The organism is Chryseobacterium sp. CFS15 (assembly GCF_031118795.1).
Lineage (GTDB): Bacteria > Bacteroidota > Bacteroidia > Flavobacteriales > Weeksellaceae > Chryseobacterium > Chryseobacterium indoltheticum.
In genome coordinates this window covers 72,638-94,926 of sequence record NZ_JAVHYL010000009.1, presented here as the reverse complement: position 1 = coordinate 94,926, position 22,289 = coordinate 72,638, and the positions used below count along the sequence as shown (strand labels likewise).

Here is a 22,289-nt window from a genome sequence, read left to right as displayed (position 1 = left end):
TAAAACTCCAAAATCGGCGACTTTGGAGTTTTATTGTTTAAAATTGATGATCAGATTTCACTATAAATTCTTCGACATTTCAAATTGATTGATATTATTGGCTAAGCCAAGTTTCTCTAAAAATGATTTTAAATTCTCGGCAGCTTCATCGATGTTGTTAAATTGCAATTTCTCGTTCGGTAATTGCTTCTGTACTTCTGCGAGCAATTGTGTACCAATACCTTTTCGCCTGTATTGTGCAGCTACTGCAATGTGGCAGATGCGGTTGTTAACAGGATTAAAAAGAACGTAGCCAACCAATTCTGAATCTATAAATGCTCCGAAGGCAGTTGGCTGAGTAACATCCATACTTGGGATCGCAGTTTGCCAGCTTGGAGAAATATCCCAAAACAACTGAAGATCTTCCCACAAAAGTTCATGCAAAGCTTCAATAGATGCCGCATTTTGATGAGATATTGGTTTTAATTCGCCACCAAAACACAATAACTTGCGACGAATAGCAAATCCGTTTTTCTCATAAGCACGAATGGCAGATTGGTTTTTTTCTATTACTTCCAAAACAAGCTCGTTAACTTTATTTTCTTCAAAGAATGGCTGGATAAAATCGTACATTTTTCCCACCAAACCTTGTACGCGATACTCGGGCAGCACACCTGTTCCAGCGTTGTAGACTACGGTTTTACCGTTTTCTTTTCTTACGCCATGCATGATAAAAGCCACCAACCGTTCAGAATCAAAAACGCCTAACGACCAATGAGATACAATGTTTTCAGACTTTATTTTAAATTGCAGCTGTTCTGCATTCAGTTGAAAGGGTACAATATAATCTGCAAAAGCATGGTTGAGGGTATTTAATAAATCGGGAGTGTCCTGTTCTGTCAAATGACGTATAAGCATATCTGTTTCTTTAAAATCATAAAAATACTTATAATAATCGTTCTATATTCTACAATTCCTAACTGTTTTTCCAGTTGACTCACTTCAATTTTCTGAGCATGTACAAGCACTATCCGAAGCTATCATTTTTCCCTTAGACTTAGTAACTGGTTTTTAGAAATAAGGTCTTGCCATTTCGTCTGCAGCAGCGAGGTTTTCGGCACGTTTGCTGATATCTGCTTTCTGCAATGCATCGTTTAGTTTTTCTTTGTTCAAATCCTGACAATAAGCAGGTTCTCCCGGTTGCTGTCTCCACGATTCTGAAAGCAAGCCTCCGTCAATAGCGTCGAAGCCAATTTCATCAACAAGCTTCATTACTATCTTTTTTTGCTCGGCATCATCACCTGCAACTGATAGCGAAATTCTATCTGTATCACCTGCAGGAACTGCTTTTGAGGCTAAACTTGAAGCTACAATATTATTAAATGCTTTTATCACCGGATGGCCGATTACTTTTGAAACCCATTCGCTGTCTGTGGCTCCATTTTCAATCTCAGTAACGCTACCGTCACGGGATGGATAATAATTTCCTGCATCAACAATAATTGCTTTTGAAGAAGACAAAATATCGATCGGTAAATTGACCATTGCCTTTTGCGGAATGGCAATAATGACAAGATCTTTAGCACCTGCCGCTTGTTCTGATGTTGTTGCTGTTGCGCCAGTGTTTGCAGCAATATCGCTTAATGTTTCAGGGCCACGAGAGTTTGCAATCGACACATGATGCCCTAATGCTATTAAATATCCGGCAAGTGTACTTCCTATATTTCCGGATCCTATAATTCCTATTTCCATTGTATGTAGACTTATTTGTTGTATTTAATTGATATTATTTTTTAAAATAAATGTAATCTTTATTTATATCTGATTAATTGCTGACAACATGCAGACTGATAGACATCTGAAATTTTCCAATCAATAATATTTTAAAAGATTGTCTTACAAAATTAAATTAAAATTACTTTCCTTTGTATAGTAGTTTCCTAAAGGAAAGTGCATTTGTTTAAAAAGAACTTATTATGGCAACAAAAAAACCTTACTTATCTTGTCTGGATACCGTAAAACCAGTACGAGATGCATTGGATGTTATTAATGGAAAATGGAAATTACCAATTATTATTTCAGTTGGCGTAGGCAATGAGCGTTTTAGTGATATTCAGGAAAGTATTCCCGGCATTACACCAAAGGCGTTGGCAAAAGAATTAAAAGATTTGGAACAGCATAAATTAATAAAACGGACTGTTACCAATGATTATCCTGTGAAAATCACCTATAAATGGACACCATATGCTGATACATTAACACCCGTAATCGAGGCATTGAAACATTGGGGAATAAAACATCGTGAAGAAATAACAAAGAAGTAGACATCTATTGTAGAAGTCCACGTTTAGACTTTTATATTTAACTGCCATAATGGAATATATATGAGAATACTCAAATTTCACAAAACAGAATGTGGTGTAGATTTTCTACTGAATGTTTTGACATCAGAAGAAGTAAAAGGAAATTACATCAATTCTGGTGCGTACAATACAGACTTTTTCGAAATTATATTTTTTAAAAAAGGGAATGGAGCGTTGCTGCTAAACCAAGAGAAAATAACGATCTCGGATAACCAAATTCTTTTTATTTCACCTTTTCAAAAAAGACAATGGATCTTAGAAGCAGATCATTTGGACTTTACTGTTCTGGCTTTTCAGGAAGATTTTTTAAATGATTTTTTCACCGACAAATTATTCACTTTTCGTCTACTCTATTTCTACCAGTTATCTTATCCCCTACATCTTCCAGAAACAAAGGAAAGCATTGCCAAATTCTGCGAATTGCTTACGGAAATAAAAACAGAATTAATCGCTAAAAAAACAGATAGCGTACATATTATTCGGTCCTTACTCTACTACTTACTGCAGAAACTAAACCGTCGGTATGCAGAAATAAATGATTTGTCACTGAATAGAAGCGACAACAATTATGCTTTTCAATACAAAGAATTATTAGAAAAGCACATCAAAGAACAACAGCGTATCGACTATTATGCATCGTTACTAAATATCAGCAGGATATCATTAAATAAAGCTGTAAAAACCTATTTCAATGTAACAGCAACTCAATTACTAAAACATCGCTTGCTCTTCGAAATTAAAAATTATTTGATTTATTCCGGGCTTACTGTTTCAGAGATTGCCAGCGAATTGCACTTTTCAGAACCTAATCATTTAATGCGTTTCTTTAAGACACAAACAGGAATGACCACCGGCGAATTTCTGATTGATTATCAAAATGGTAGTAAATAAGCGCCAAGTGGTAGAGAAAAAAATACTGCTCAAGCCTAATTTTGTAATCATATTAAATATACATTTATGAGTAAAGCATTAATAATAGTAGACATTCAAAACGATTATTTTGAAAATGGAGCAATGGAGTTGGTTGGTTCTCTGCAAGCAAGCGAAAATGCAAAAAAGATTTTATCAAAATTCAGAAATGAAAAGTTGCCGATAGTACATATTCAGCACCTTTCAGTTGCACCGGGCTCCTTCTTTTTTTTGCCTGAAACAGAAGGTCAAAAAATACATGATCATGTAAAACCTTTGGAAAACGAAAAGGTAATTGAAAAATATTATCCGAATAGTTTCAGAGAAACAGAACTATTAGAATATCTACAATCGCATCAGGTTACCGACCTTGTTTTTGTTGGTATGATGACCCACATGTGCATCGATGCTACCGTAAGAGCAGCTAAAGATCTAGGCTTCAACTGCACTGTGATTGGCGATGCTACTGCAACTAAAGACTTAGAAATAAACGGATCAAACGCTATGGCTGCAGATGTACAAACTGCATTTTTAGCCGGATTGAATTTCTTTTATGCGGAAGTAAAAATGACGAAAGATTATATAGTCATATAAAATTCTATATTAGTAAAAAATAACAGGTTTAATCATTGGCTGAAGTATAGCGCTTCAGCCAATGTCGTTTAATTATTAGACTATAAATTCCAAGAGTTTAACAACTATTTTTTAACGTTATAAAATATTACTTTTTGTAACAAATATTGTATATTTGTTGCTATAATTTATAGCAATGTCCATTTTTTCAGAAAACATTAGGTTTTTAAGAGACAAAACGAAAGCTTCTCAGCAGAAAGTTGCAGATGATATTTCTATTACACGGGGAAGGTATGCGACCTATGAAGACGGAAGATCAGAACCTCCTATTGAGCTTCTGATAAAGCTATCAAACCATTATAAAGTAAGTATCGATCTGCTGGTTGGTGTCGACTTGCAGAAATATCCGTTGGATAATATGATTAATCTACCGAATAATAGAATATTGCTGCCGATGAAAGTTGATGAAGCCGGAGAAAATAAAATCGAAATCGTTCCGCAAAAAGCAAGTATGGGATACCTTAGCGGGTACAACGATCCTGAATTTGTGGAAGGCTTGCAACACCTCTCTCTTCCTTTTTTACGAAACGGAAAATTCCGTGCTTTTCCTGCAGATGGAGACTCTATGCCGCCTTACAATGACGGAACTTACATTGTAGGAAAATATCTGGAAGATAAAAAAGACCTAAAAAAAGGGAAAACATATATTTTCATCACCAAAGATGGCATCGTTTATAAAAGATATTCTAAGCAAAATGATTCCGGAAGTTTCGTGAGTTCTGATAATTCATTTTATGAGCCTTATGAAATCAAATGGTCAGAAGTGTATGAAATCTGGGAATTTGCATGCAGCATCAATACTCAGGAACTGAGAATAGAAAATTTGGAATATCAGGAGATTAAAAGCATGTTTGAAACGCTGCGATCTGAAATTCGGAGTTCAAAAAACAAAAGCGAGATATAATTATAATCCAGGCTTGAAAGAGGAAATTTTAAATATAATTTTAGTACAATATTAAAGATAATGGGACAACTCAGTTTATTTAGCGCAGAAGAATTCTACGATTTCCCAAAAAACATGTTAGAGTTTAGAGAACATTTCCTGACGTTGGAAGAGTCAGATTTACTGTTGTCTCAACTGCTCACAAACACTCCATGGAAACAGAGAACTCAGACCATGTATGATAAAAAAGTTTTAACTCCCCGTCTTACTGCCTGGTACGGCGATGCCGAAAAGTCTTACCGCTTGGGAGGAAGTGAGTTTGAAGTAAACGAATGGACTCCTGAACTCCTTTCTTTAAAAAATAGAATAGAAGAAGCTTTTGGGTACGAGTTTAATTCTGTTTTACTCAACCTTTATAGAGACAATAATGATTCGGTTGCATGGCACAGAGATAAGGAAAGCAGATATGGTGACCGCCCTGTAATTGCTTCGCTAAGTTTAGGACAAACCAGAAAATTTGATTTTCGAAGACTAGATCATCATCAGAGCAAACACAGTATACCACTTCCCCATGGGTCTTTGCTGATAATGAAAGGAGACCTTCAGACAAATTGGGAGCACCGTATTGCTAAATCCACAATGCACATGAAAGAACGTATCAATCTTACTTTTAGATTGGTGAATGAAATCTAGACGCATTTATATTTTTAGAACAGAAAATTCTTCTGATATGACAACCTAATTTTCAATAAAAATGTTGTTTTTCAACCTATCATCTTCAAAAAGGCACAAAAACTGTATATATAATATTACCAATCAAAAATTTTAATATTATGAGAAATATTTTGTGGCTCGTAGCAGTGATCTGTATCGTTGTGTGGCTGTTAGGATTATTAGGAATAATTCCGGGTATGGATACCGGAAATCTTGTACATACATTACTGGTTATTGCCATTATAGTGGTTATAATTAATCTGGTAATGGGAAGAAAACCTTTGAATTAATAAACTTTAAAGAATGTAAATAGCTGAAAATAACTTTCAGCTATTTTCTTTGTACCCTATCTCAAACACCACTTTATGAAAATTGCAACTTACAACGTAAATGGTATCAATGGCCGACTTCCTGTGCTTCTTAAATGGCTTTCACAAGCAAAACCTGATATTGTATGCCTGCAGGAATTAAAAGCGCCTCAGGAAAAATTTCCCATCGAAGAGATTAATGCTGCCGGATATCAGGCCATTTGGAAAGGACAAAAAAGTTGGAATGGCGTTGCCATACTTTCAAAAGGTCATGAAATTACAGAAGTTCAAAATTCACTTCCCGGAAATAAGGATGATGTACAAAGCAGATATATTGAGGCTATCGTCAATAAAATAGTTATATGCTGCCTGTATCTCCCAAACGGTAATCCTTACCCTGGTGAAAAATTTGAATATAAACTTGAATGGATCAAAAGGTTAAAGAAACGGGCGAACGAATTAATCAAAATGGAATTACCGGCAATCCTAATCGGAGATTTTAATATTATTCCTGAAGAGATTGATGTGTACAAACCGGAAAAATGGATTGATGACGCTTTGTTCCGAAAGGAAGTAAGAAAATCATTTGCCGACCTTCAGAAAAAAGGATGGATAGATTCTTTACGAATTCTTAATCCTGAGAAACAGGTTTTTACTTTTTGGGATTATATGTATCATTCATACGACAGAAATGCAGGAATGAGGCTTGACCATATTCTTATCAGTCCATATCTTGCTTCTTCACTTGAAAATAGCGGAGTCGACTCGTCAGTTCGAGGCTGGGGAAAAAGCAGTGACCATGCGCCGGTCTGGATTACATTAAAAGATTAAATTAATGTAATAATCACATCAATCAGCAGAAGAAAAATAAGCATGTATTATGAATTTAAATTGGAATGAAATTTTTATTGGAGACCTAAACATCAGCTATATCATTGAAATTTTTGTGCGTACGATCATTATGTTTCTTATGGTTTTACTCATCCTGAGACTTTCCGGTAAAAAAGGAGTAAGACAGCTTTCACTATTTGAAGTAGCGATCATAATCGCTCTTGGTTCGGCGGCAGGTGATCCTATGTTTAGTAAAGACATCTCAATTCTGCCTTCAGTTATTGTTTTTGCAGTTATTATCGCAGTATACAGAACGATCACTTATTTTGCCAGTAAGAGCGAAAAGTTTGAAAATGTAATCGAAGGCGAGCCGCTTTACGTTATTGAAAACGGACAGTTTGTTTTAGGAGTTAAAAATGATCATACTTTTGCTAAGGATGAATTTTTTGCAGAAATGCGTCAGGAATCTATTGAGCATGTAGGTCAGGTAAAAACAGCTATTCTGGAAACAACCGGAAATATAAGTTTCTACTATTTTACAAATAAGGAAGTCATGTACGGATTGCCCGTTCTACCAAAGCCGTACAGCAAGAAACTGCAAACAATTACAAATGAAGATGTCTATGCATGTACTTACTGTGGATATTCAGTGCTTCTGCAAACTAGGATCATTAAGTGCAAAAGGTGCGGCTACAGCGAATGGGTAAAGGCGATCAATACACTGAGGCTTACTTAATTTCGCATCCTGTATTACATTTACCATTTAATTAACAATAAGAGATTATGAATTAGCATTTAATGATGCTGTTTTTCAGCTATGGCAACCTCGGAGGTGGCGGCACATTGTTCTCATCTATTTCTTCTAATGTTGGAGGGATTACATGCTCAAATACTACCGTTTTCTTGAAAGGAATCTGTTTTTTTGAAATTTCTTCATAATAGCTCAGGTAATAGACATCTTTTTCATCATAAAAAGCCTGTATACCTAGCCAACCGTTTTTATCAAAGTATTTATCTGAAAGTTTTAGATTTAATACACCTTTACTGTCAGAAACTACCTCATCGATTACAACAGCGCCAGATTCTGTATTGATGTTTTTCAAGAAAGTGACTTTTACATTTGGAGCAATTGTTTTTTTATCAGTTATAAAACGTAGCTGCAAATCATACTTCTTCTGTGCCATGACAGTCGAAATACAGAAGAAAAATAATACAAAGTGAAAGTATTTCATAACAAGCATTTAGGATTAAAGATATAAAATTAAGATATTAAAGGCTAAATGATCTAAATATGATCGTTATTTCTTCCACTTTCCTTCAAACCATAATTCTTTCTGACCCGGGATAACTTTTACGTTAAAAACATTTGATATTTTTTTATAATGAAGTCACTAAAATTTTTAAACTATATGTTTACAATCATAATTGTATAATTTATTTTAGTTGTATAAAGAATATGATGAGGAACACTTTTTGAATATTCGCCTTGACCATACAATATAATATGAAATCAAATATAAAAGGTATTGCCCTTATCGGTGGTGGACCCGCTGCTCTACTTTCACTAAAACATATTTTAAAGTCTAACCTTTCAGTACATTCTATTTTCATTTTTGAGAAAAATGATAGACTTGGTGTTGGTATGCCGTATGGTGAAAAGGGTTCTTGTAAGGAACATGTTGCTAACGTATCGGCCAACGAACTTCCTGATCTTGCGAGCAGGTTTCAGGATTATCTACACAGGTTTCCTAGCAAGCAGTTTCCTGATTTTGCGGATGCAGAAAACTTTAACCCATATTTGGTGATTCCCAGACTGCTTCTTGGGGATTATCTTGAAGATCAGTTTGACCAATTGATGAATCTTGCCATAAAAAAAGGTATTCAAATCAATGTACTTAAAAATACGGCTGTAAAAGATATTATACCCGAAAATGGTAAAAATGCAAGGTTTAAAATAAAAGCAGATAATGAGAATGAATATCCTGTAGATCAGGTTATTTTGTGTACAGGTCACGTTTGGCCCATAAAATATGAAGGAACAGTAAAGGGATGGTACGATTCACCTTACCCGCCGTCAAAATTTAAGCAGTCTACAAACTTTCCGGTCGCTGTACGAGGAACATCACTCACCGCAATAGATGCTGTAAAAACTCTTGCCCGTCTGAATGGGAAATTCACAGAAATTGATGATAAAATAACATATGAACTAGATCCATCTTCTCAAGATTTCAGATTAGATTTGTTTTCTACAGGCGGTTTTCTCCCTGCTTTACGTTTTCATTCTGAGGATGATGCTTATTCTGAAGAATGGACGATGAGTCCTCAGGAGATATCCGAATATAAAAAAAACAACAATGGTTTTGTAGATCTTGACCATGTATTTGAAATCAACTTTAAACTTCCTTTACAAAAGAAAGATCCTGAATTTTATTCGTCCATAAAAGATTTGAGCATTGAAGCTTTTGTTGAAAAAATGATGGGTTCAAGAGAACGTGCAGATAGCTTTAAACTTTTCAAAGCCGAATACGAAGAAGCTGAAAAATCTATCGACCGTAGAAAATCTATAACCTGGAAAGAAAAACTTGCGGCATTCAGCTATGCAATGAATTATCCTGCGAAACATTTTTCGGCAGAAGACATGTTACGATTAAAAACCACATTACTCCCACTAATTTCCATTATCATAGCATCACTTCCGCAATCATCCTATAAGGAAATAATGGCTTTGCACGACGCCGGGCTTATTTCGCTCATTGAGGTCGATAAAGAAAGTACTGTTGAGCCCACTTTAGAAGGAGGAGGCAATTATTTTTATAAAGACAATAATGGTAAAGAGGTCAAAAAGTTTTATCAAGTTTTTGTCGATGCGATAGGTCAACAGCAAATGAATCCCGAAGATTTTCCTTTTAAAAGTCTGATTTTCGAAGAAATGGTTAGTCCGGCTTATCTTAAATTCAAGGATCAGGAAAAAGGAAAGGAATTGTATGCTAAAAGGGAAGAAAATGTAATAAAATCATCAGATGGAAATTATTACCTAAATGTACCTGGATTAAACATTAATGATTATTTTCAATCGATCAACAGTATGAATAAAAATATGGAAGGGCTATATATTATGGCTGTCCCATTCATAGGCGGATTAAACCCTGATTACTCAGGTCTTGATTTTTGTGATACTGCTGCGGCAAAGATTGTTGAATCTCTTGCTAATTGTGAATTTCCAATTAATAATGCAGAAACTGTAGATAAAGTTGAACAGAGCAAAATAAATATTTTATAATAACTATTTAATGGATATCAAATAACTTACATCATAGTAAATCACTATTTGTCAAATATTTAGAACCTCAAAAAACGACATAAACAAAACATTTAGTCAAGTTATAATCACATTAAATATTCGATTATAATTTTTCTTACCTTTGCATAAAATTTTATTACTTAATGAAGAAAAAGGTTGTTCTTATTCAGGATAATGAAGAAATTCTGGATATAATGGATGAGGTATTGAAAGACGAAGGTTTTGAAGTTACAGCATCATTAACAACGGAGCCTATTGAACAAATTGAGGATATCGACCCCGATGTGCTTATTGTAGATGATTATATCAAGGGCGACAAAAGAGGATCAGAAGTTATTGCAGAATTAAAATCTGAGCCTGAAACAGAAGACATACCTGCTGTTTTAACTTCTACATCAAGTGATCTACCCAATTTATCCAAAGATTGTAAAGCTGATGATTATATCGAAAAACCATTTGATATCGATCATATGATTGATGTGGTTAAGAATAATTCTTAGTGATACATTTTTGATAATTCTGTCATAAGATATAGTAAAGATAAAATTTTATAGTTGCTTTATCAATATTGCATTTGTCAGCAAAGCTAAATCTCGCTCTCTCCTATTTTCCATTTACTGGATACTAAAGAAATTTAATTGTTTAGGTTAAAGTCCATGAGCATCGTTAGCAACTGATTATCAAAATCAGTTTTTGCACGTTATAATTGATCTAAAGAATTTTCTATCGCTATAAAAATAAATATCCCCAAATAATATGGGGATATTTCTTATTTATATCAAGTTTTTTATTTAAAATATTCTATAGCAATTTCAATAACTCCTCTGCTACTTTCTCAGATGAGGCAGGGTTTTGTCCTGTAATCAGTCTTCCATCAACTACCGCATACGGCGACCAGTCTTCAATTTTTGTGTAAACTCCACCATTCTTTTTTAACATGTCTTCTACCAAAAACGGAACAATGTCAGTAAGCTGTACAGCTTCTTCCTCCGTATTTGTAAATCCTGTAACATTCTTATCCTTTACCAAATATTCACCTTCTATTTTCACGTCTTTCAAAACTCCGGGTGCGTGACAAACGAATGCTACAGGTTTTCCATCGGTATAGAAATCAACGATAAGCTGTTGTGACACCTTATCTTCAGCCAAGTCCCATAAAGGACCGTGACCACCCGGATAGAATACCGCATCAAAATCGTAACTTTTCACTTCTGAAAGCTGATGTGTGCTTTTTAATTTATTTTTTAAGGTTTCGTCCTCATCCATCCTGCGTGTGGCATCGGTTTGAGAAGATGGATCTTCACTTTTGGGGTCAATTGGCGGCAGACCACCTTTCGGAGAGGCAAGGGTTACCTCAACACCTTTATCAGATAAAGCATAATATGGAGCAGCTAATTCTTCTGTCCAGAAACCAGTCTTTAAACCGGTATCCCCTAACTCGTCGTGACTCGTAAGCACGAATAATACTTTTTTACTCATTTTGATATTTGTTAATTTAATAGTACAAAGTTGGATGTATAATTTTTTTTGAGGAAGGATCTAAATCACTATTTTAATGTGATCAAAATCACACTGAATTTTCACCTTACATTTATATGCATAAACTAAGCCACTAAAAATTTTTAAATCATCTGAGATCAACCAAGTCTAAATCAGTAATCAGAGACCAAATGTCTGAATTTATTTATGAAGGCAGTTTATCTTTAATAAAGACAGTCTTCACCTTAGTACAGATTTTTTTTGATCGCACAATTGCAATTTTCTCTGCATTTATAAACTTACTTACTTTTGATGCTTCCGATAAAACATATTGATTTTTAATAGTATACTTTTATTTCAGGATGATGATTTAATTAAGTTTACCTACAAAAGTATCAGGAGTAAATTCTGCATCACAAATAAACTTCAACAAAGTTGAGTAAATGGAATTATTTTTGCTGTGACAATTCGCATGTTGAATTGCAACACGAAAACTGATGATATGAATAATAAGCAAATCCTAATCTGTGATGATAATCAGGAAATATTGGATGTAATTGAGATGATGTTAACCATGCACGATTTCAGCGCAATCACTGAAATTGACAGTACAAAACTTATTGGTAAAATTCGGGAAAACAAGCCCGATCTTATCTTACTAGACCTCTGGATGCCCCTTCTTTCAGGCGAACAGATTCTTAGAACAATAAGATCTACAGATAGTATGAAAGATATTCCGGTCATCGTTTTCTCAGCCAGTGTACATGGAGATGACATTGCTTTTGAAGCCGGCGCTGATGATTTTATTGCTAAGCCTTTCGATATGAACGATCTTCTATTTAAAATCAATACTCATTTACAAATTTCTGAAGGTGACATTCTTACAAATTAACAGCAAAGCAATTTATGAATAGTAAATTTATTTTTCTTAATGCCAAAAGACTGCTTTTATCAGTCTATATCATTCGAAAGGAATTCATAGTTTAACCTAATTTATCATGAATCACTGAAGTTTTTATTATTTCACATACCACTAATTAGGCACAATAAAAACACTTTTATATATCTTTGTGACATTTATGAATACCCCAGAAACCCCCTCAGACAAAAGCTTCAGCATTGACTTAATCTTTCAGGCATTAGTTTCATCTCCGGCACCGACGTCTATTTACTCAGGCGAAGATATGATCATACGTTTTGCAAACGAAGGCATGCTAGCTCTATGGGGTAAAGACTCTTCGGTAATTGGTAAAACGTTAATGGAAGCAATTCCAGAACTGGAAGGTCAACCGTTTTTGGAGCTGTTGCGTGAAGTTTGGCGTTCCGGAAAGACGTATTCTGTATCTGAAGCCCCTGCAAAACTCATACGAAACGGACAAGAAGTACTTGATTACTTTGACTATGAATATAAAGCTCTCACTGATCACAACAATAAAACATGGTGCATACTCAATACAGCACTTAATGTAACTTCACGCCTAGAATTTTTAAGGCAAATAGAGCAAAAAGAAGCAAGGGAACAGGCTTTAAATGAGGAAATGGCCGCAACTCTCGAAGAACTCACCTGCACAAACGAAGAACTCAGCAATTCTATTAAACAGCTAGCAGACAGCAGGGAGTACATCAGGATGATTATTGAACAGGCTCCGGTTGGAATTGCTATGCTGAAAGGGTCTGAACATATTGTTGAAATCGCAAATCCAGCTATACTTACTATTTGGGGTCGTACAGAATCCGAAATAATTGGTTATCCACATGAAAAAGCCCGCCCGGAATTGAAGGGCCAGCCGGTAAATAAATGGATTAAAGAAGTCTACCAAAGCGGAAAACCCAAAATAAACACTGAATTTACAGTCAAACTGCGTCACAATGACGGACTACGAGAGGCTATCGTAAACTCCATCTATCAGCCTATATTTTCTGATGACGGAGATATTTCAGGTGTCCTGGTAATTCTTGAAGAGATCACACAGCAGGTTTTAGAGCGACGTAAGAATGAAAATGATCAGCAAATGTTAGCACTCGCCATCGACGCAGGTGAACTTGCAACTTTCTATTACCAGCCAGCGACAAATCTCTTCTCCGGAAACTCACTATTGAGGAATTGGTTTGGCCTGTCTTCCGACGAAAATCTAGATCTGTCTCTTGCATTAGCGGTTATCTTGCCTGAAGATCGTGACCGTGTAATAGATGCTATTACACATTCCTTAAGTAACAATTCTGACGGTCATTATTTTATAGAATACCGAATTAAAAATAATGTAGACAAAAAGATAAGGCTCCTACAGGCAAATGGTAGAGTTTTCTATGATCGTAAAGGAAATCCTCTTAGTTTAAATGGTACTTTAAGAGATATTACAGAACAAAAAAAAGAGGAACAGCGAAAAGATGATTTTATGGGAATGGTAAGCCATGAGCTTAAAACACCGCTCACATCACTGAAGGCATATCTCCAGATGCTGCAACGGATAGGACTGAAAACAGAAAGTCCGATGCCGCAAAACATGCTAGAGAAATCTTTGAAACAGGTAGATTATATGAACGGTATGATCAATGGTTTCCTTAATGTTTCAAGACTTGATTCGGGGCAAATGCATATTGATAAAACAGCCTTCGATTTCCAAGTATTATTCTCTGAAATTGAGGATGAAGTTCTTTCAACGATCTCAACACATAATTTTGTTTTCAAGCATTCGGGGCCAATAGAAATACTTGCAGACCGCGAAAAGATTTCGCAGGTACTCCATAACCTTATCGGAAATGCCATCAAGTACTCCCCTCTTAAAATGTCAATTATCATTGAGTATATAACAGTTGGCAACAACAGTTTAAAAGTTAGTGTGCATGATTATGGAATAGGAATATCCAATGATGATCAGCAACGCATATTTGAGCGCTATTACCGAGTAAAAGACATTAATAGTAAATCTATAGCCGGATTTGGGATAGGTCTTTATCTTTGTAAAGAAATTATTGAGCTTCACGGTGGTACCATCGAGGTCAATAGTTCTCAAAACGAAGGCACAATCTTCTCATTCGTGTTACCGATTAAAGGAGATAAACTTTCTTGATCAGTTATAGACAAGAACGTTCAGAAATTGTAATTAAACCTCACTTCGGGATAAGAGATTCTGATAATAGATCATTAGACGCTAAGATTTATAATCAAACTTTCTATTTTAGAAAGCAAAGGCAATAAATTTGCTTCGCAAAGCTTGAGCAAAAGATTTATAAAATCACCTTGTTGATTCTTCTTTATTATTAAAAAATAATTCGCCTTTGCATTAAATACATAATATCATAAAAGCTAGTGTTTTACAATTTTTGCTTAACCCAAACTCAGGTTAATCAAAGTTTTCGAAATATTAAATGACAATGGTTTTATCATCAAATAAAATCGAAAAACTATTGACTGCATTTAATACAATAGAGACTGGCTTATTGATATAAACCAGCCTCCAGATAAATATTGAGTCCAGATAACAGTAATACAGAAGAATTATCTTGGCGTTGATGCAGGATCAACATTTTGATTGTTGATTGTATCAGCGGTATTAGATCTTGCAGTATTTAAAGTGTCAGACGTATCTGATTCCGAGGTCATATCTGTTGAATTGATCGATGGTTTAGAGTCGGGGCCAGTCCCATCTTCTTTTTGGTTGTTTTTTCCACAGCTGATCATTGTAAGCCCAACAATAAGGCTCATTGTAATAAATAGTTTCATATCGTATATTTTAAAATGTTTTTCAAAACTATAATATGCTTTATATCCGTCCTATGATAATGATCATAATCTTATGGTAACACTATTTTTTAATCATTAATACGATAATGATAAAGATTCAAAATGCACAACGGTTTATTCAAATATTTTTTTTAGATGCTAATTACAGTTCATAACTATAAATATGATTACTATCATAAGAAGGATATGACCAGAGCTGTAAATTTGTTATAGAAATCCTATGATTTTGATTTAATGTATTTGCCTTCCCATAGTGGAAGGTTTTTAGTATCAGTCTATTTCTTTTATAATATTATTTCATCATCTGTTTAATATAATAACAGAAGATCTGAAGCTTATTTACGTCAGAATCAATACACAGCATGTAAGAAACAAAACAGTTTACCTATTTTAAAACCAGCAATGATATCATTGGAGATCTTAAATTATAAACAATTTTAGAATAAATAAAATATGGAATTAAAATCAAATGATGCCACTCCTCTTCGTCCGGAAGGCGATCGTATATTAGACTGTAAAGTTGTTGAAATGAATTTGAACGATTTTATTGAACAAATTAAAAGCGAAGTAACATGGAAAGAAAGTGACCGAAATTCTATCACGATCTACAAATCACAAGTGATGACTATTGTACTGGTCGGTCTTCACGAAAAAGCAGAACTAAAGCCTCATAAAGCTAATGGCTTAGCAACGATTCAGGTTCTGGAAGGTCGTATTGACTTTATGAGTGAACAGCAAAGTTTAAAAATGGAAAAAGGACAAGTAATTGCGCTAAAAGAAGATATTAAACACAGTGTCTTGGCATTGACGGATAGCTTTTTTTTATTAACACTTATAAATGATAACAACTCAGCGCAGAATTATTAAACATGGAATATCAGAAAAGGCTATTCGGATTTAAATTTCCAGATGCGCCTTTCGCCAAAAACACAACTTTTCTATTCAACAATTTTGCTTTTTCTAATGCTTTAAGAGCCTTTTGACGTTCTATTTCTTTATTGATGCCTGACACATTTTCTGGATTGTTCGAGTTTTTCATAATAGTAGATTATAATGTACTGTTTTGTACAGAGTTTGACAACATTCTAGCATAAAGTAGACCACTTATTTAAAATTAGAAATTACTTTCGCAGGTAAGATTTAATACAAAAACGCAACTGCTTGAATTAAAACTATTTATTGTCAATTTACAGCTGAAAAACTTGTTATTATTTAAAAATAATTTCTGAGATTTTTGAGATTCTACTGTTAAAAAAAACTTAGATCATTGTATTTAACCCATTGTGCATTTTGTGAATTGCATCAAGTTACTGACAATTAAAGCTTTGTATTTCTTTGCTAAATGAAATGCCTTCGTTTGGCAAAGAAAAAATACATTTTTTATAAAAACTTTGTCTTTCCTTGCGTTTTTTTATCGCAAGGAAAGACAAAGAATTGTAAATAAATACTCAGATTAAGCTAAACAAAGCCGTTTCACTTATTTTCGAAACACAATGATTTAAAATGCACAACGAGTAAATTAGTTTTTTATTATACCTTTATGACATCACATTTCGATGGGTTATTCTTCGTCATTTGTGTTTACCCAATAATATCAAGTATAAAATTTAGTATTATGAAAGATCAAGCTAAAAATAAGGTTCAAAAAGAATCTACCAATACATCATTATCCGAATCGCAAAAAGTGATTAAAAAAGATATGTCTGAAGTACAATTAATAGCAGGTGAAGATGACAAGCCTTCAAATATACGTACAATGGTAAGTGGCAGTGGGCGCAAAGGAGGTTAATTTATTTAGAATTCAATCAAAGAGCATTTTCTCTCACTTCAATTTTTTCTGTACAAATCAATCTATAGATCTCATTTTTCTTGATATTGAGATGCCGTACATGACAGGACTGGAATTTTTAAGTTCTATTGACAATTTCCAAAAGGTTATCATTGTCTCTGCTTATGAGCAATATGCGCTTAAAGGCTACGAATTTAATGTAGTAGAAAGTATGGAAAATTACGTCATCATTCATACATCAAATTCTAAAGAAATTGTAAATATTACTCTAAAAAAAATGATGGATAAGCTACCCGAGGATATTTTCCTACAGGTTCACCGATGCTACATTGGTAATTTAGATCATGTCGTTGCTATTGACGGGAATATTCTCAAAGTTAATTCTCATCAAATACCAATATCAAGAAATTTAAGGGAGATGGTGATTGATCGTTTTGTTTAAATTTGATTATAGATTACTAAATTTAATGTACTAAGGATAATTACATCTGTTGATAATGTCAAGTATTTGAAAAATAAAGATATTTTTAAGGATATTGTCAAATCAAAATTCATTTTAATCACAAGACCGTAGCAATTCAATTAATCTACCTGCATGAGTCTTTGCTTTGTTTCTAATCTCTTCTTCGGTATACCCTGCCGCTAATGAAGTTCCATGAAAATAAATGGGATCAACGTATTTCATCTGTGAATGATATGCAGTTTGCTCCAATGATTTGCAGAATTCTAAAACACGGAAGTGTTGAAATCCCAGTGCAGTATAGCTTTCTTCTGATGAGCCTACCGTAAAACTTGGTACAAAATTCTTGCCTTTTAGTTTATCACCTTTAGAACCGTACGCAAATTGATACAGAAAAACCTCGTCAAACCAATGTTTTAATATAGCTGGCAAACTATACCAGTAAAAAGGATATTGAAAAACTACAGTCTGATGCCTTAATAATGCCTGTTGCTCTTCTCGAACATCAATATTGAAATCAGGGTACATTTTTGCGATATTCCTCACTTCAATATTTAGATTTTTTTCCTTCTGCAATTCTTCAATAATAGTCTTGTTTGCTAAAGAAACTTCAATGTTCGGATGTGCTAAAATAATCAATGCCATATTTATTTTTTATACTATAATAATTATAGTTGCAAAACTAAGTTGAGTACGCTACATTTGCAATAACTATCTATAATGATAGGTTAAAATAGAGAATGAAATCAGAATGTAATGGAGAATATGTCAAACTGAAGGGAAAAGTATATCCCTGTACTGTAAGCCTGACAATGGATCTGGTAGGTGGAAAATGGAAAGCAGTTATACTCTATCATTTAAAAGATGAACCAAAAAGATACAGTGAGCTCCGGAGAGAAATGCCTGCTGTAACAGAGATGACATTGAGCCTGCAATTAAAGCAACTGGAAAAGGATGGTTTACTATCAAGAACGGTTTATGGTAAAAAACCGCCTGTAAAAGTTATTTATAGCCTGACTGAATTCGGCAAAAGTTTTGTTCCCGTGCTGGAAGCAATTACCAAATGGGGCAATCAGGTTGCCATCGAACAAGGTGAATTTTTGGATACTATTCTCTAAAATTTTAATAATTAAATATCGTAAAAAAGACAAGTCCGGCAATGTAATCAATGAAGAATTTTCTTTTTCAGATTACTGAATTAAATTTGTCGATTGCAATCATTATCGATCGTTTTATCTTACTTTATATACCGAAATTATTATAAGGAATTAAAATAATTATTTAAGTATCACCTATTAAACTAATTTTTTGAAATCCATTACTTGTAGATCAACTTCCGGATAAATATAACTTTTTTGTCTGCTAAATTCCAATTTGCAACTTCATTATCTACCAAAACTTTATGTTTTTTACTGATATCCCGCAATGAATTGCCGATAGACTTTCTCAAATATTCGCTGTCATCTGATCTGAATTTTGCAATCAGTCTAATTGCAACTTCGGGATTTTCTTTGAAATAAGGCCGGCTTGTCCAGATTCTTAATCCTTCAATAACAGCTCTTTTTACATTGGGGTTTTCATGATTGATCCATTTCTGAATGATAGGTAAACATTTTTCGTAACCAATTGCCTGACAATGATAGTCGAAAGCTTTAGCCAACATTTCCTGTACCCTCCAATTTCCATCTTTAGCAACTTTATTTTCCAGTATTTCAAGCGCATCTTTGTTTTCAAGTGATAATTGTCCTAAAAGATAGGTCGCTAACATTCTTACCTGATAACTCTCATCACCGAGCAGTGATTCTGCATATTCTAAATGATCGATCGAAGGATCTTTGATAATAATATTACCTGCTTCAATGATATGTCTGAAACCGTGTTCAATATTCTTGATTTTTTCTAATAATTTATTCATAAATTACTGATCACTGCGATTTATTGAGATAAATTCAAAATATGTTTCCCAATCCGCAAAATTATCATTATTATTTCTAAAACTTTCGTGGCTGATCGTCCGGACTGTAACAACCCTTTCCGTGGGATCGACAATAATAAAGTTGCCTAGATATCCATCGGTTCTATAAGTAACATTACCACTGGCGCAATCGAAAGCCAGATGCAAGATATGGATTAATATATTCATAGGGTTTGTTGCCAAAAACAGTTAGCACATTAGCTTTTTAAATTCGCTGATAATCTTATTATCAACAATTGAAATTTATTTTCAGAATCCAGCCACCATAACATTCTATAGCCTTTAAACTGCGGAGATGACTTGATAACATCAGCAATATGTTCTGATGTGATAATGTGATCATCATTAAATTTTCCGTGATTAGTAATAAAATACCAATTTAATAAGAAAACTTGGTTTTAGATAAACAAATACCACATATCAAAAATTTAACATGCAATGGTTTATTATTTGATTCTCTATCAACTTTTTAATTGTTTAATCATAAAACATAAGATTATGCTGACAAAGGAAGAACTTTTACCTATTCATGTTGGTTTATTGTTAAATATCAAGATATTAAGACTAACAAATGACTGAAAAGCAATTGAAAATTAGGCAGCAGGCATTTGCATTAACGCTCTGTACCATTGTATTCATGGCTGTTTACAATCTTTGCACATGGTATGCCTCTTCGTTAGATGAGGTGCCATCATTTACTTTTGACTTTGAAAGAATGATTCCATTCATACCCTTGTCGATCATTCCTTACATGGCGAGCGGTATTTTTTTCTGCGTTGTATTTTTCTCGTGTAAAAATAAACACCAACTAAAAATACTAACCTGGAGAATGCTTTTTGTAATTATTACGGCAGGCATATTTTTCATTATGGTTCCCTTACGATTTTCATTTCCAAAACCGGAAGTTTCAAATATTATTTTGAGACTGCCATTTTCGTTTTTAAAAAGATTTGATTCACCTTTCAATCAATCCCCTTCGTTGCATATTGCTTTTGCCTTTATATTCTGGTCTGTGTTTAAAGATCTTAGCAGGTGGCGGTTTTTTTATATGATCTGGTTGATTTTTTTAGGAATTTCTACCTTGACCACCTACCAACATCATCTAATTGATATTTTAACAGGAGCCATTCTTGCACATATTAGTTTTATAATCATTCCTTACCGCAAAAATGATCTTAAATATAAAAATCTCCGTTCTGCAAATTATTATTATCTGTCTGGTTGGATCTTAATTTCAGCTGCTTTATTGCTATATCACTATGTTGGTAATGAAGGATTAATACTTTTATTAGCTGCATTAGTAATGATTATTGTTGGTTTTGATCATCAAAAAAATAAAGCACTCATTTACTTGATTTTGCCGAATAAAAAAAACTAAATATTTTTGGTTTTATAATATCATTTTAGTTGCTCAATTATATATTTTTTTATGTAAAAGGTAAAATCTGATACATTTAAATATATTAGCATCTGACTTTACCACTGTCTGAATTTTTTGGTTTGATAATTGCTAAATTCTTTTCACACCAAAAATAAATCATATGATAACTTTACTCAACGATGCTCCGGAAAATGTTGCGGCATTTAACGCCAGTGGCGAAATCGATCAACAAGATTTTAAAAATATCATCATTCCCCATGTAAACAATAAGCTGGCAAGGTTTGATGAGCTTAATTATCTACTGTATTTGAATACAGATGTAGAACAAACTGACATAGCTTGGCTTACAACATTAGTTTCAGACCTTGAAAAAACAAAACAGTGTAATCGTGCTGCTATTGTAATCGACGATGCAGGGCTGCAAAAAATCAATAGTTTCAAAACTAAAGAAAATTTCAAGATATTTTCAAAAGACAATGTCTACAGTGCCATGTATTGGTGCAATAACGGCAATGAGCCCGAATATTCTGAAAAATAATTTCTACTGCTCAATACATCGTTTTGATAGCCAACATAAACACTTAATATATAATAAAACAGGTAATTACGTAATAACCATCACTTCATCAAACCAAAGCATATACATTTGTTTTGGTTTTTTTTTTAGTAATTCAAAGTTATGTATGTGTCCAGTCGAGAAATAATAACTTGCATCAATTAGATATGAGTTTACCATGAATGATAGGCTTACTTTCTATTTCCAAAAGATATTAAATGGTTATTTTTCAGTATTGACAGATAGTTCCCGAGCTTATACATTTGTTATTATAAAATAAAGGATAATGATTTACGACAACGAAAAAGAAAAAATGCTTGCTGGAAAATTATATAATGCAAATGATGAAAATTTAATCGTTGAAAGGCAGGCGGTTAAAGATCTCTGCTTTCAACACAATCAATTATTACCTTCAAAGATTACTGAGAGAAAAAATCTGATAAAAAAACTGTTTCATAAAACGGGTGAAAATTTTCACATCGAACAACCATTTTACTGTGACTACGGTTACAATATAGAGGTTGGTGAGAATTTCTATACCAATATGAATGTTGTTATTTTAGATTGTGCAAAAGTAACCTTTGGTGATAACGTTCTCATTGCTCCTAACTGTGGTTTTTATACAGCCGGACATCCCTTTGATATTGAGAAAAGAAATAATGCCTTAGAATATGCCTACCCTATTTCCATAGGGAATAATGTTTGGATCGGCGCCGGATGCACTATCTTACCGGGCGTAAATATCGGTGACAATACTGTTATTGGCGCAGGTAGCGTTGTTACCAAAGATATCCCTTCCAATGTTTTAGCATTTGGTAATCCTTGTCGTGTGATACGCAGTATTTAAAATAATACTTATTAAATGATATTTTTCTCGAAAATTAAACTTGATCAAGTCAACTTCACGAGAAATTAGTGGGATACTAATACATAAATTTTAAAGAAATTAAAAAATTGCTTATTCTTTGGTTTTAAGCTCTTTG

The 22,289-nt window shown here is 33.7% G+C and carries 27 protein-coding genes; 19 read left to right on the top strand and 8 right to left on the bottom strand.

Translation table 11 applies throughout. The features are described from left to right. Nucleotides 1-60: 60 nt before the first annotated feature. Both OH814_RS14675 and OH814_RS14670 read right to left on the bottom strand, forming a co-directional pair. A complete protein-coding gene (locus tag OH814_RS14675; protein ID WP_308828676.1) occupies nt 61-897 on the bottom strand; it encodes a GNAT family N-acetyltransferase in 837 nt (278 codons plus the stop codon). Between the two features lie 153 nt (nt 898-1,050). Beyond that, nucleotides 1,051-1,746 carry an NAD(P)-binding domain-containing protein gene (locus OH814_RS14670; protein ID WP_308828753.1) on the bottom strand — a complete coding sequence of 232 codons (696 nt, stop codon included), beginning with the start codon at nt 1,744-1,746 and terminating at the stop codon, nt 1,051-1,053. 209 nt (nt 1,747-1,955) lie between these two features. Here OH814_RS14670 and OH814_RS14665 point away from each other — a divergent pair, with 209 nt between their 5' ends. The 8 genes from OH814_RS14665 to OH814_RS14630 all read left to right on the top strand — a co-directional run bounded on the left by OH814_RS14665 (nt 1,956) and on the right by OH814_RS14630 (nt 7,356). Then, nucleotides 1,956-2,303, top strand: coding sequence for a helix-turn-helix domain-containing protein (locus tag OH814_RS14665; RefSeq protein ID WP_308828675.1), 348 nt, complete (start codon nt 1,956-1,958; stop codon nt 2,301-2,303). A gap of 60 nt (nt 2,304-2,363) precedes the next feature. Further along, entirely contained in the window at nt 2,364-3,233 is an 870-nt protein-coding gene (locus OH814_RS14660; protein ID WP_308828674.1) for a helix-turn-helix transcriptional regulator, read from the top strand. Between the two features lie 66 nt (nt 3,234-3,299). Beyond that, nucleotides 3,300-3,845, top strand: a complete 546-nt coding sequence (locus OH814_RS14655; RefSeq protein ID WP_308828673.1) for a cysteine hydrolase family protein — start codon at nt 3,300-3,302, stop codon at nt 3,843-3,845. A gap of 175 nt (nt 3,846-4,020) precedes the next feature. After that, complete coding sequence (locus OH814_RS14650) at nt 4,021-4,788, top strand: LexA family transcriptional regulator (RefSeq protein ID WP_308828672.1); 768 nt, start codon at nt 4,021-4,023, stop codon at nt 4,786-4,788. Nucleotides 4,789-4,848: 60 nt separating this feature from the next. Next, nucleotides 4,849-5,460, top strand: coding sequence for an alpha-ketoglutarate-dependent dioxygenase AlkB (locus tag OH814_RS14645; protein ID WP_308828671.1), 612 nt, complete (start codon nt 4,849-4,851; stop codon nt 5,458-5,460). Nucleotides 5,461-5,600: 140 nt separating this feature from the next. Beyond that, on the top strand, nt 5,601-5,771 hold the full coding sequence (locus OH814_RS14640; protein WP_115619281.1) for a lmo0937 family membrane protein: 171 nt from the start codon (nt 5,601-5,603) through the stop codon (nt 5,769-5,771). A 75-nt stretch (nt 5,772-5,846) separates the two neighbouring features. After that, nucleotides 5,847-6,620 carry an exodeoxyribonuclease III gene (xth, locus tag OH814_RS14635; RefSeq protein ID WP_308828670.1) on the top strand — a complete coding sequence of 258 codons (774 nt, stop codon included), beginning with the start codon at nt 5,847-5,849 and terminating at the stop codon, nt 6,618-6,620. A 49-nt stretch (nt 6,621-6,669) separates the two neighbouring features. Further along, the gene (locus OH814_RS14630; protein WP_308828669.1) at nt 6,670-7,356 is read left to right on the top strand and encodes a YetF domain-containing protein; all 687 of its coding nucleotides are present in this window, start codon (nt 6,670-6,672) and stop codon (nt 7,354-7,356) included. A 79-nt stretch (nt 7,357-7,435) separates the two neighbouring features. On the opposite strand, the gene OH814_RS14625 is transcribed toward OH814_RS14630, so the two are convergent. Continuing rightward, on the bottom strand, nt 7,436-7,852 hold the full coding sequence (locus tag OH814_RS14625; protein WP_308828668.1) for a hypothetical protein: 417 nt from the start codon (nt 7,850-7,852) through the stop codon (nt 7,436-7,438). A gap of 272 nt (nt 7,853-8,124) precedes the next feature. Between OH814_RS14625 and OH814_RS14620 the strand changes: the two genes are divergently transcribed. Then, complete coding sequence (locus OH814_RS14620; protein WP_308828667.1) at nt 8,125-9,900, top strand: FAD/NAD(P)-binding protein; 1,776 nt, start codon at nt 8,125-8,127, stop codon at nt 9,898-9,900. 164 nt (nt 9,901-10,064) lie between these two features. Then, complete coding sequence (locus OH814_RS14615) at nt 10,065-10,421, top strand: two-component system response regulator (RefSeq protein ID WP_115619286.1); 357 nt, start codon at nt 10,065-10,067, stop codon at nt 10,419-10,421. Between the two features lie 301 nt (nt 10,422-10,722). On the opposite strand, the gene OH814_RS14610 is transcribed toward OH814_RS14615, so the two are convergent. Continuing rightward, a complete protein-coding gene (locus OH814_RS14610) occupies nt 10,723-11,400 on the bottom strand; it encodes a type 1 glutamine amidotransferase domain-containing protein (RefSeq protein ID WP_308828666.1) in 678 nt (225 codons plus the stop codon). Nucleotides 11,401-11,902: 502 nt separating this feature from the next. Here OH814_RS14610 and OH814_RS14605 point away from each other — a divergent pair. Continuing rightward, a complete protein-coding gene (locus OH814_RS14605) occupies nt 11,903-12,292 on the top strand; it encodes a response regulator transcription factor (protein WP_181898821.1) in 390 nt (129 codons plus the stop codon). Nucleotides 12,293-12,938: 646 nt separating this feature from the next. Continuing rightward, a complete protein-coding gene (locus tag OH814_RS14600; RefSeq protein WP_308828665.1) occupies nt 12,939-14,471 on the top strand; it encodes an ATP-binding protein in 1,533 nt (510 codons plus the stop codon). Between the two features lie 428 nt (nt 14,472-14,899). On the opposite strand, the gene OH814_RS14595 is transcribed toward OH814_RS14600, so the two are convergent. Beyond that, nucleotides 14,900-15,124 (bottom strand): hypothetical protein, encoded by a 225-nt coding sequence (locus OH814_RS14595; RefSeq protein ID WP_115619290.1) that lies wholly within the window; start codon nt 15,122-15,124, stop codon nt 14,900-14,902. Between the two features lie 474 nt (nt 15,125-15,598). On the opposite strand from OH814_RS14595, the gene OH814_RS14590 reads away from it, so the two are divergent. Next, on the top strand, nt 15,599-16,012 hold the full coding sequence (locus OH814_RS14590; RefSeq protein WP_308828664.1) for a cupin domain-containing protein: 414 nt from the start codon (nt 15,599-15,601) through the stop codon (nt 16,010-16,012). A 10-nt stretch (nt 16,013-16,022) separates the two neighbouring features. Here OH814_RS14590 and OH814_RS14585 read toward each other — a convergent pair whose 3' ends face one another. Then, complete coding sequence (locus tag OH814_RS14585; protein ID WP_181898822.1) at nt 16,023-16,184, bottom strand: hypothetical protein; 162 nt, start codon at nt 16,182-16,184, stop codon at nt 16,023-16,025. A gap of 576 nt (nt 16,185-16,760) precedes the next feature. On the opposite strand from OH814_RS14585, the gene OH814_RS14580 reads away from it, so the two are divergent. Beyond that, the gene (locus OH814_RS14580; RefSeq protein ID WP_181898823.1) at nt 16,761-16,934 is read left to right on the top strand and encodes a hypothetical protein; all 174 of its coding nucleotides are present in this window, start codon (nt 16,761-16,763) and stop codon (nt 16,932-16,934) included. After that, a complete protein-coding gene (locus tag OH814_RS14575; RefSeq protein ID WP_308828663.1) occupies nt 16,909-17,376 on the top strand; it encodes a response regulator transcription factor in 468 nt (155 codons plus the stop codon). Before OH814_RS14580 ends, OH814_RS14575 begins: the two co-directional genes overlap by 26 nt. Nucleotides 17,377-17,490: 114 nt before the next feature. Here the strand turns inward: OH814_RS14575 and OH814_RS14570 are convergent, their stop codons facing one another. Then, nucleotides 17,491-18,039 (bottom strand): NAD(P)H-dependent oxidoreductase, encoded by a 549-nt coding sequence (locus OH814_RS14570; protein WP_308828662.1) that lies wholly within the window; start codon nt 18,037-18,039, stop codon nt 17,491-17,493. Nucleotides 18,040-18,134: 95 nt separating this feature from the next. Between OH814_RS14570 and OH814_RS14565 the strand changes: the two genes are divergently transcribed. Then, nucleotides 18,135-18,512: a helix-turn-helix domain-containing protein gene (locus tag OH814_RS14565; RefSeq protein WP_115619293.1), complete on the top strand. Its 378-nt coding sequence runs from the start codon at nt 18,135-18,137 to the stop codon at nt 18,510-18,512. A gap of 200 nt (nt 18,513-18,712) precedes the next feature. Here OH814_RS14565 and OH814_RS14560 read toward each other — a convergent pair whose 3' ends face one another. Further along, complete coding sequence (locus OH814_RS14560; protein ID WP_115619294.1) at nt 18,713-19,309, bottom strand: HEAT repeat domain-containing protein; 597 nt, start codon at nt 19,307-19,309, stop codon at nt 18,713-18,715. A gap of 631 nt (nt 19,310-19,940) precedes the next feature. On the opposite strand from OH814_RS14560, the gene OH814_RS14555 reads away from it, so the two are divergent. The 3 genes from OH814_RS14555 to OH814_RS14545 all read left to right on the top strand — a co-directional run bounded on the left by OH814_RS14555 (nt 19,941) and on the right by OH814_RS14545 (nt 22,153). After that, nucleotides 19,941-20,747, top strand: coding sequence for a phosphatase PAP2 family protein (locus OH814_RS14555; RefSeq protein WP_308828661.1), 807 nt, complete (start codon nt 19,941-19,943; stop codon nt 20,745-20,747). A 163-nt stretch (nt 20,748-20,910) separates the two neighbouring features. Beyond that, a complete protein-coding gene (locus OH814_RS14550) occupies nt 20,911-21,288 on the top strand; it encodes an STAS/SEC14 domain-containing protein (protein WP_308828660.1) in 378 nt (125 codons plus the stop codon). Nucleotides 21,289-21,592: 304 nt separating this feature from the next. Further along, nucleotides 21,593-22,153: a sugar O-acetyltransferase gene (locus OH814_RS14545; protein ID WP_308828659.1), complete on the top strand. Its 561-nt coding sequence runs from the start codon at nt 21,593-21,595 to the stop codon at nt 22,151-22,153. Nucleotides 22,154-22,289: the final 136 nt, after the last annotated feature.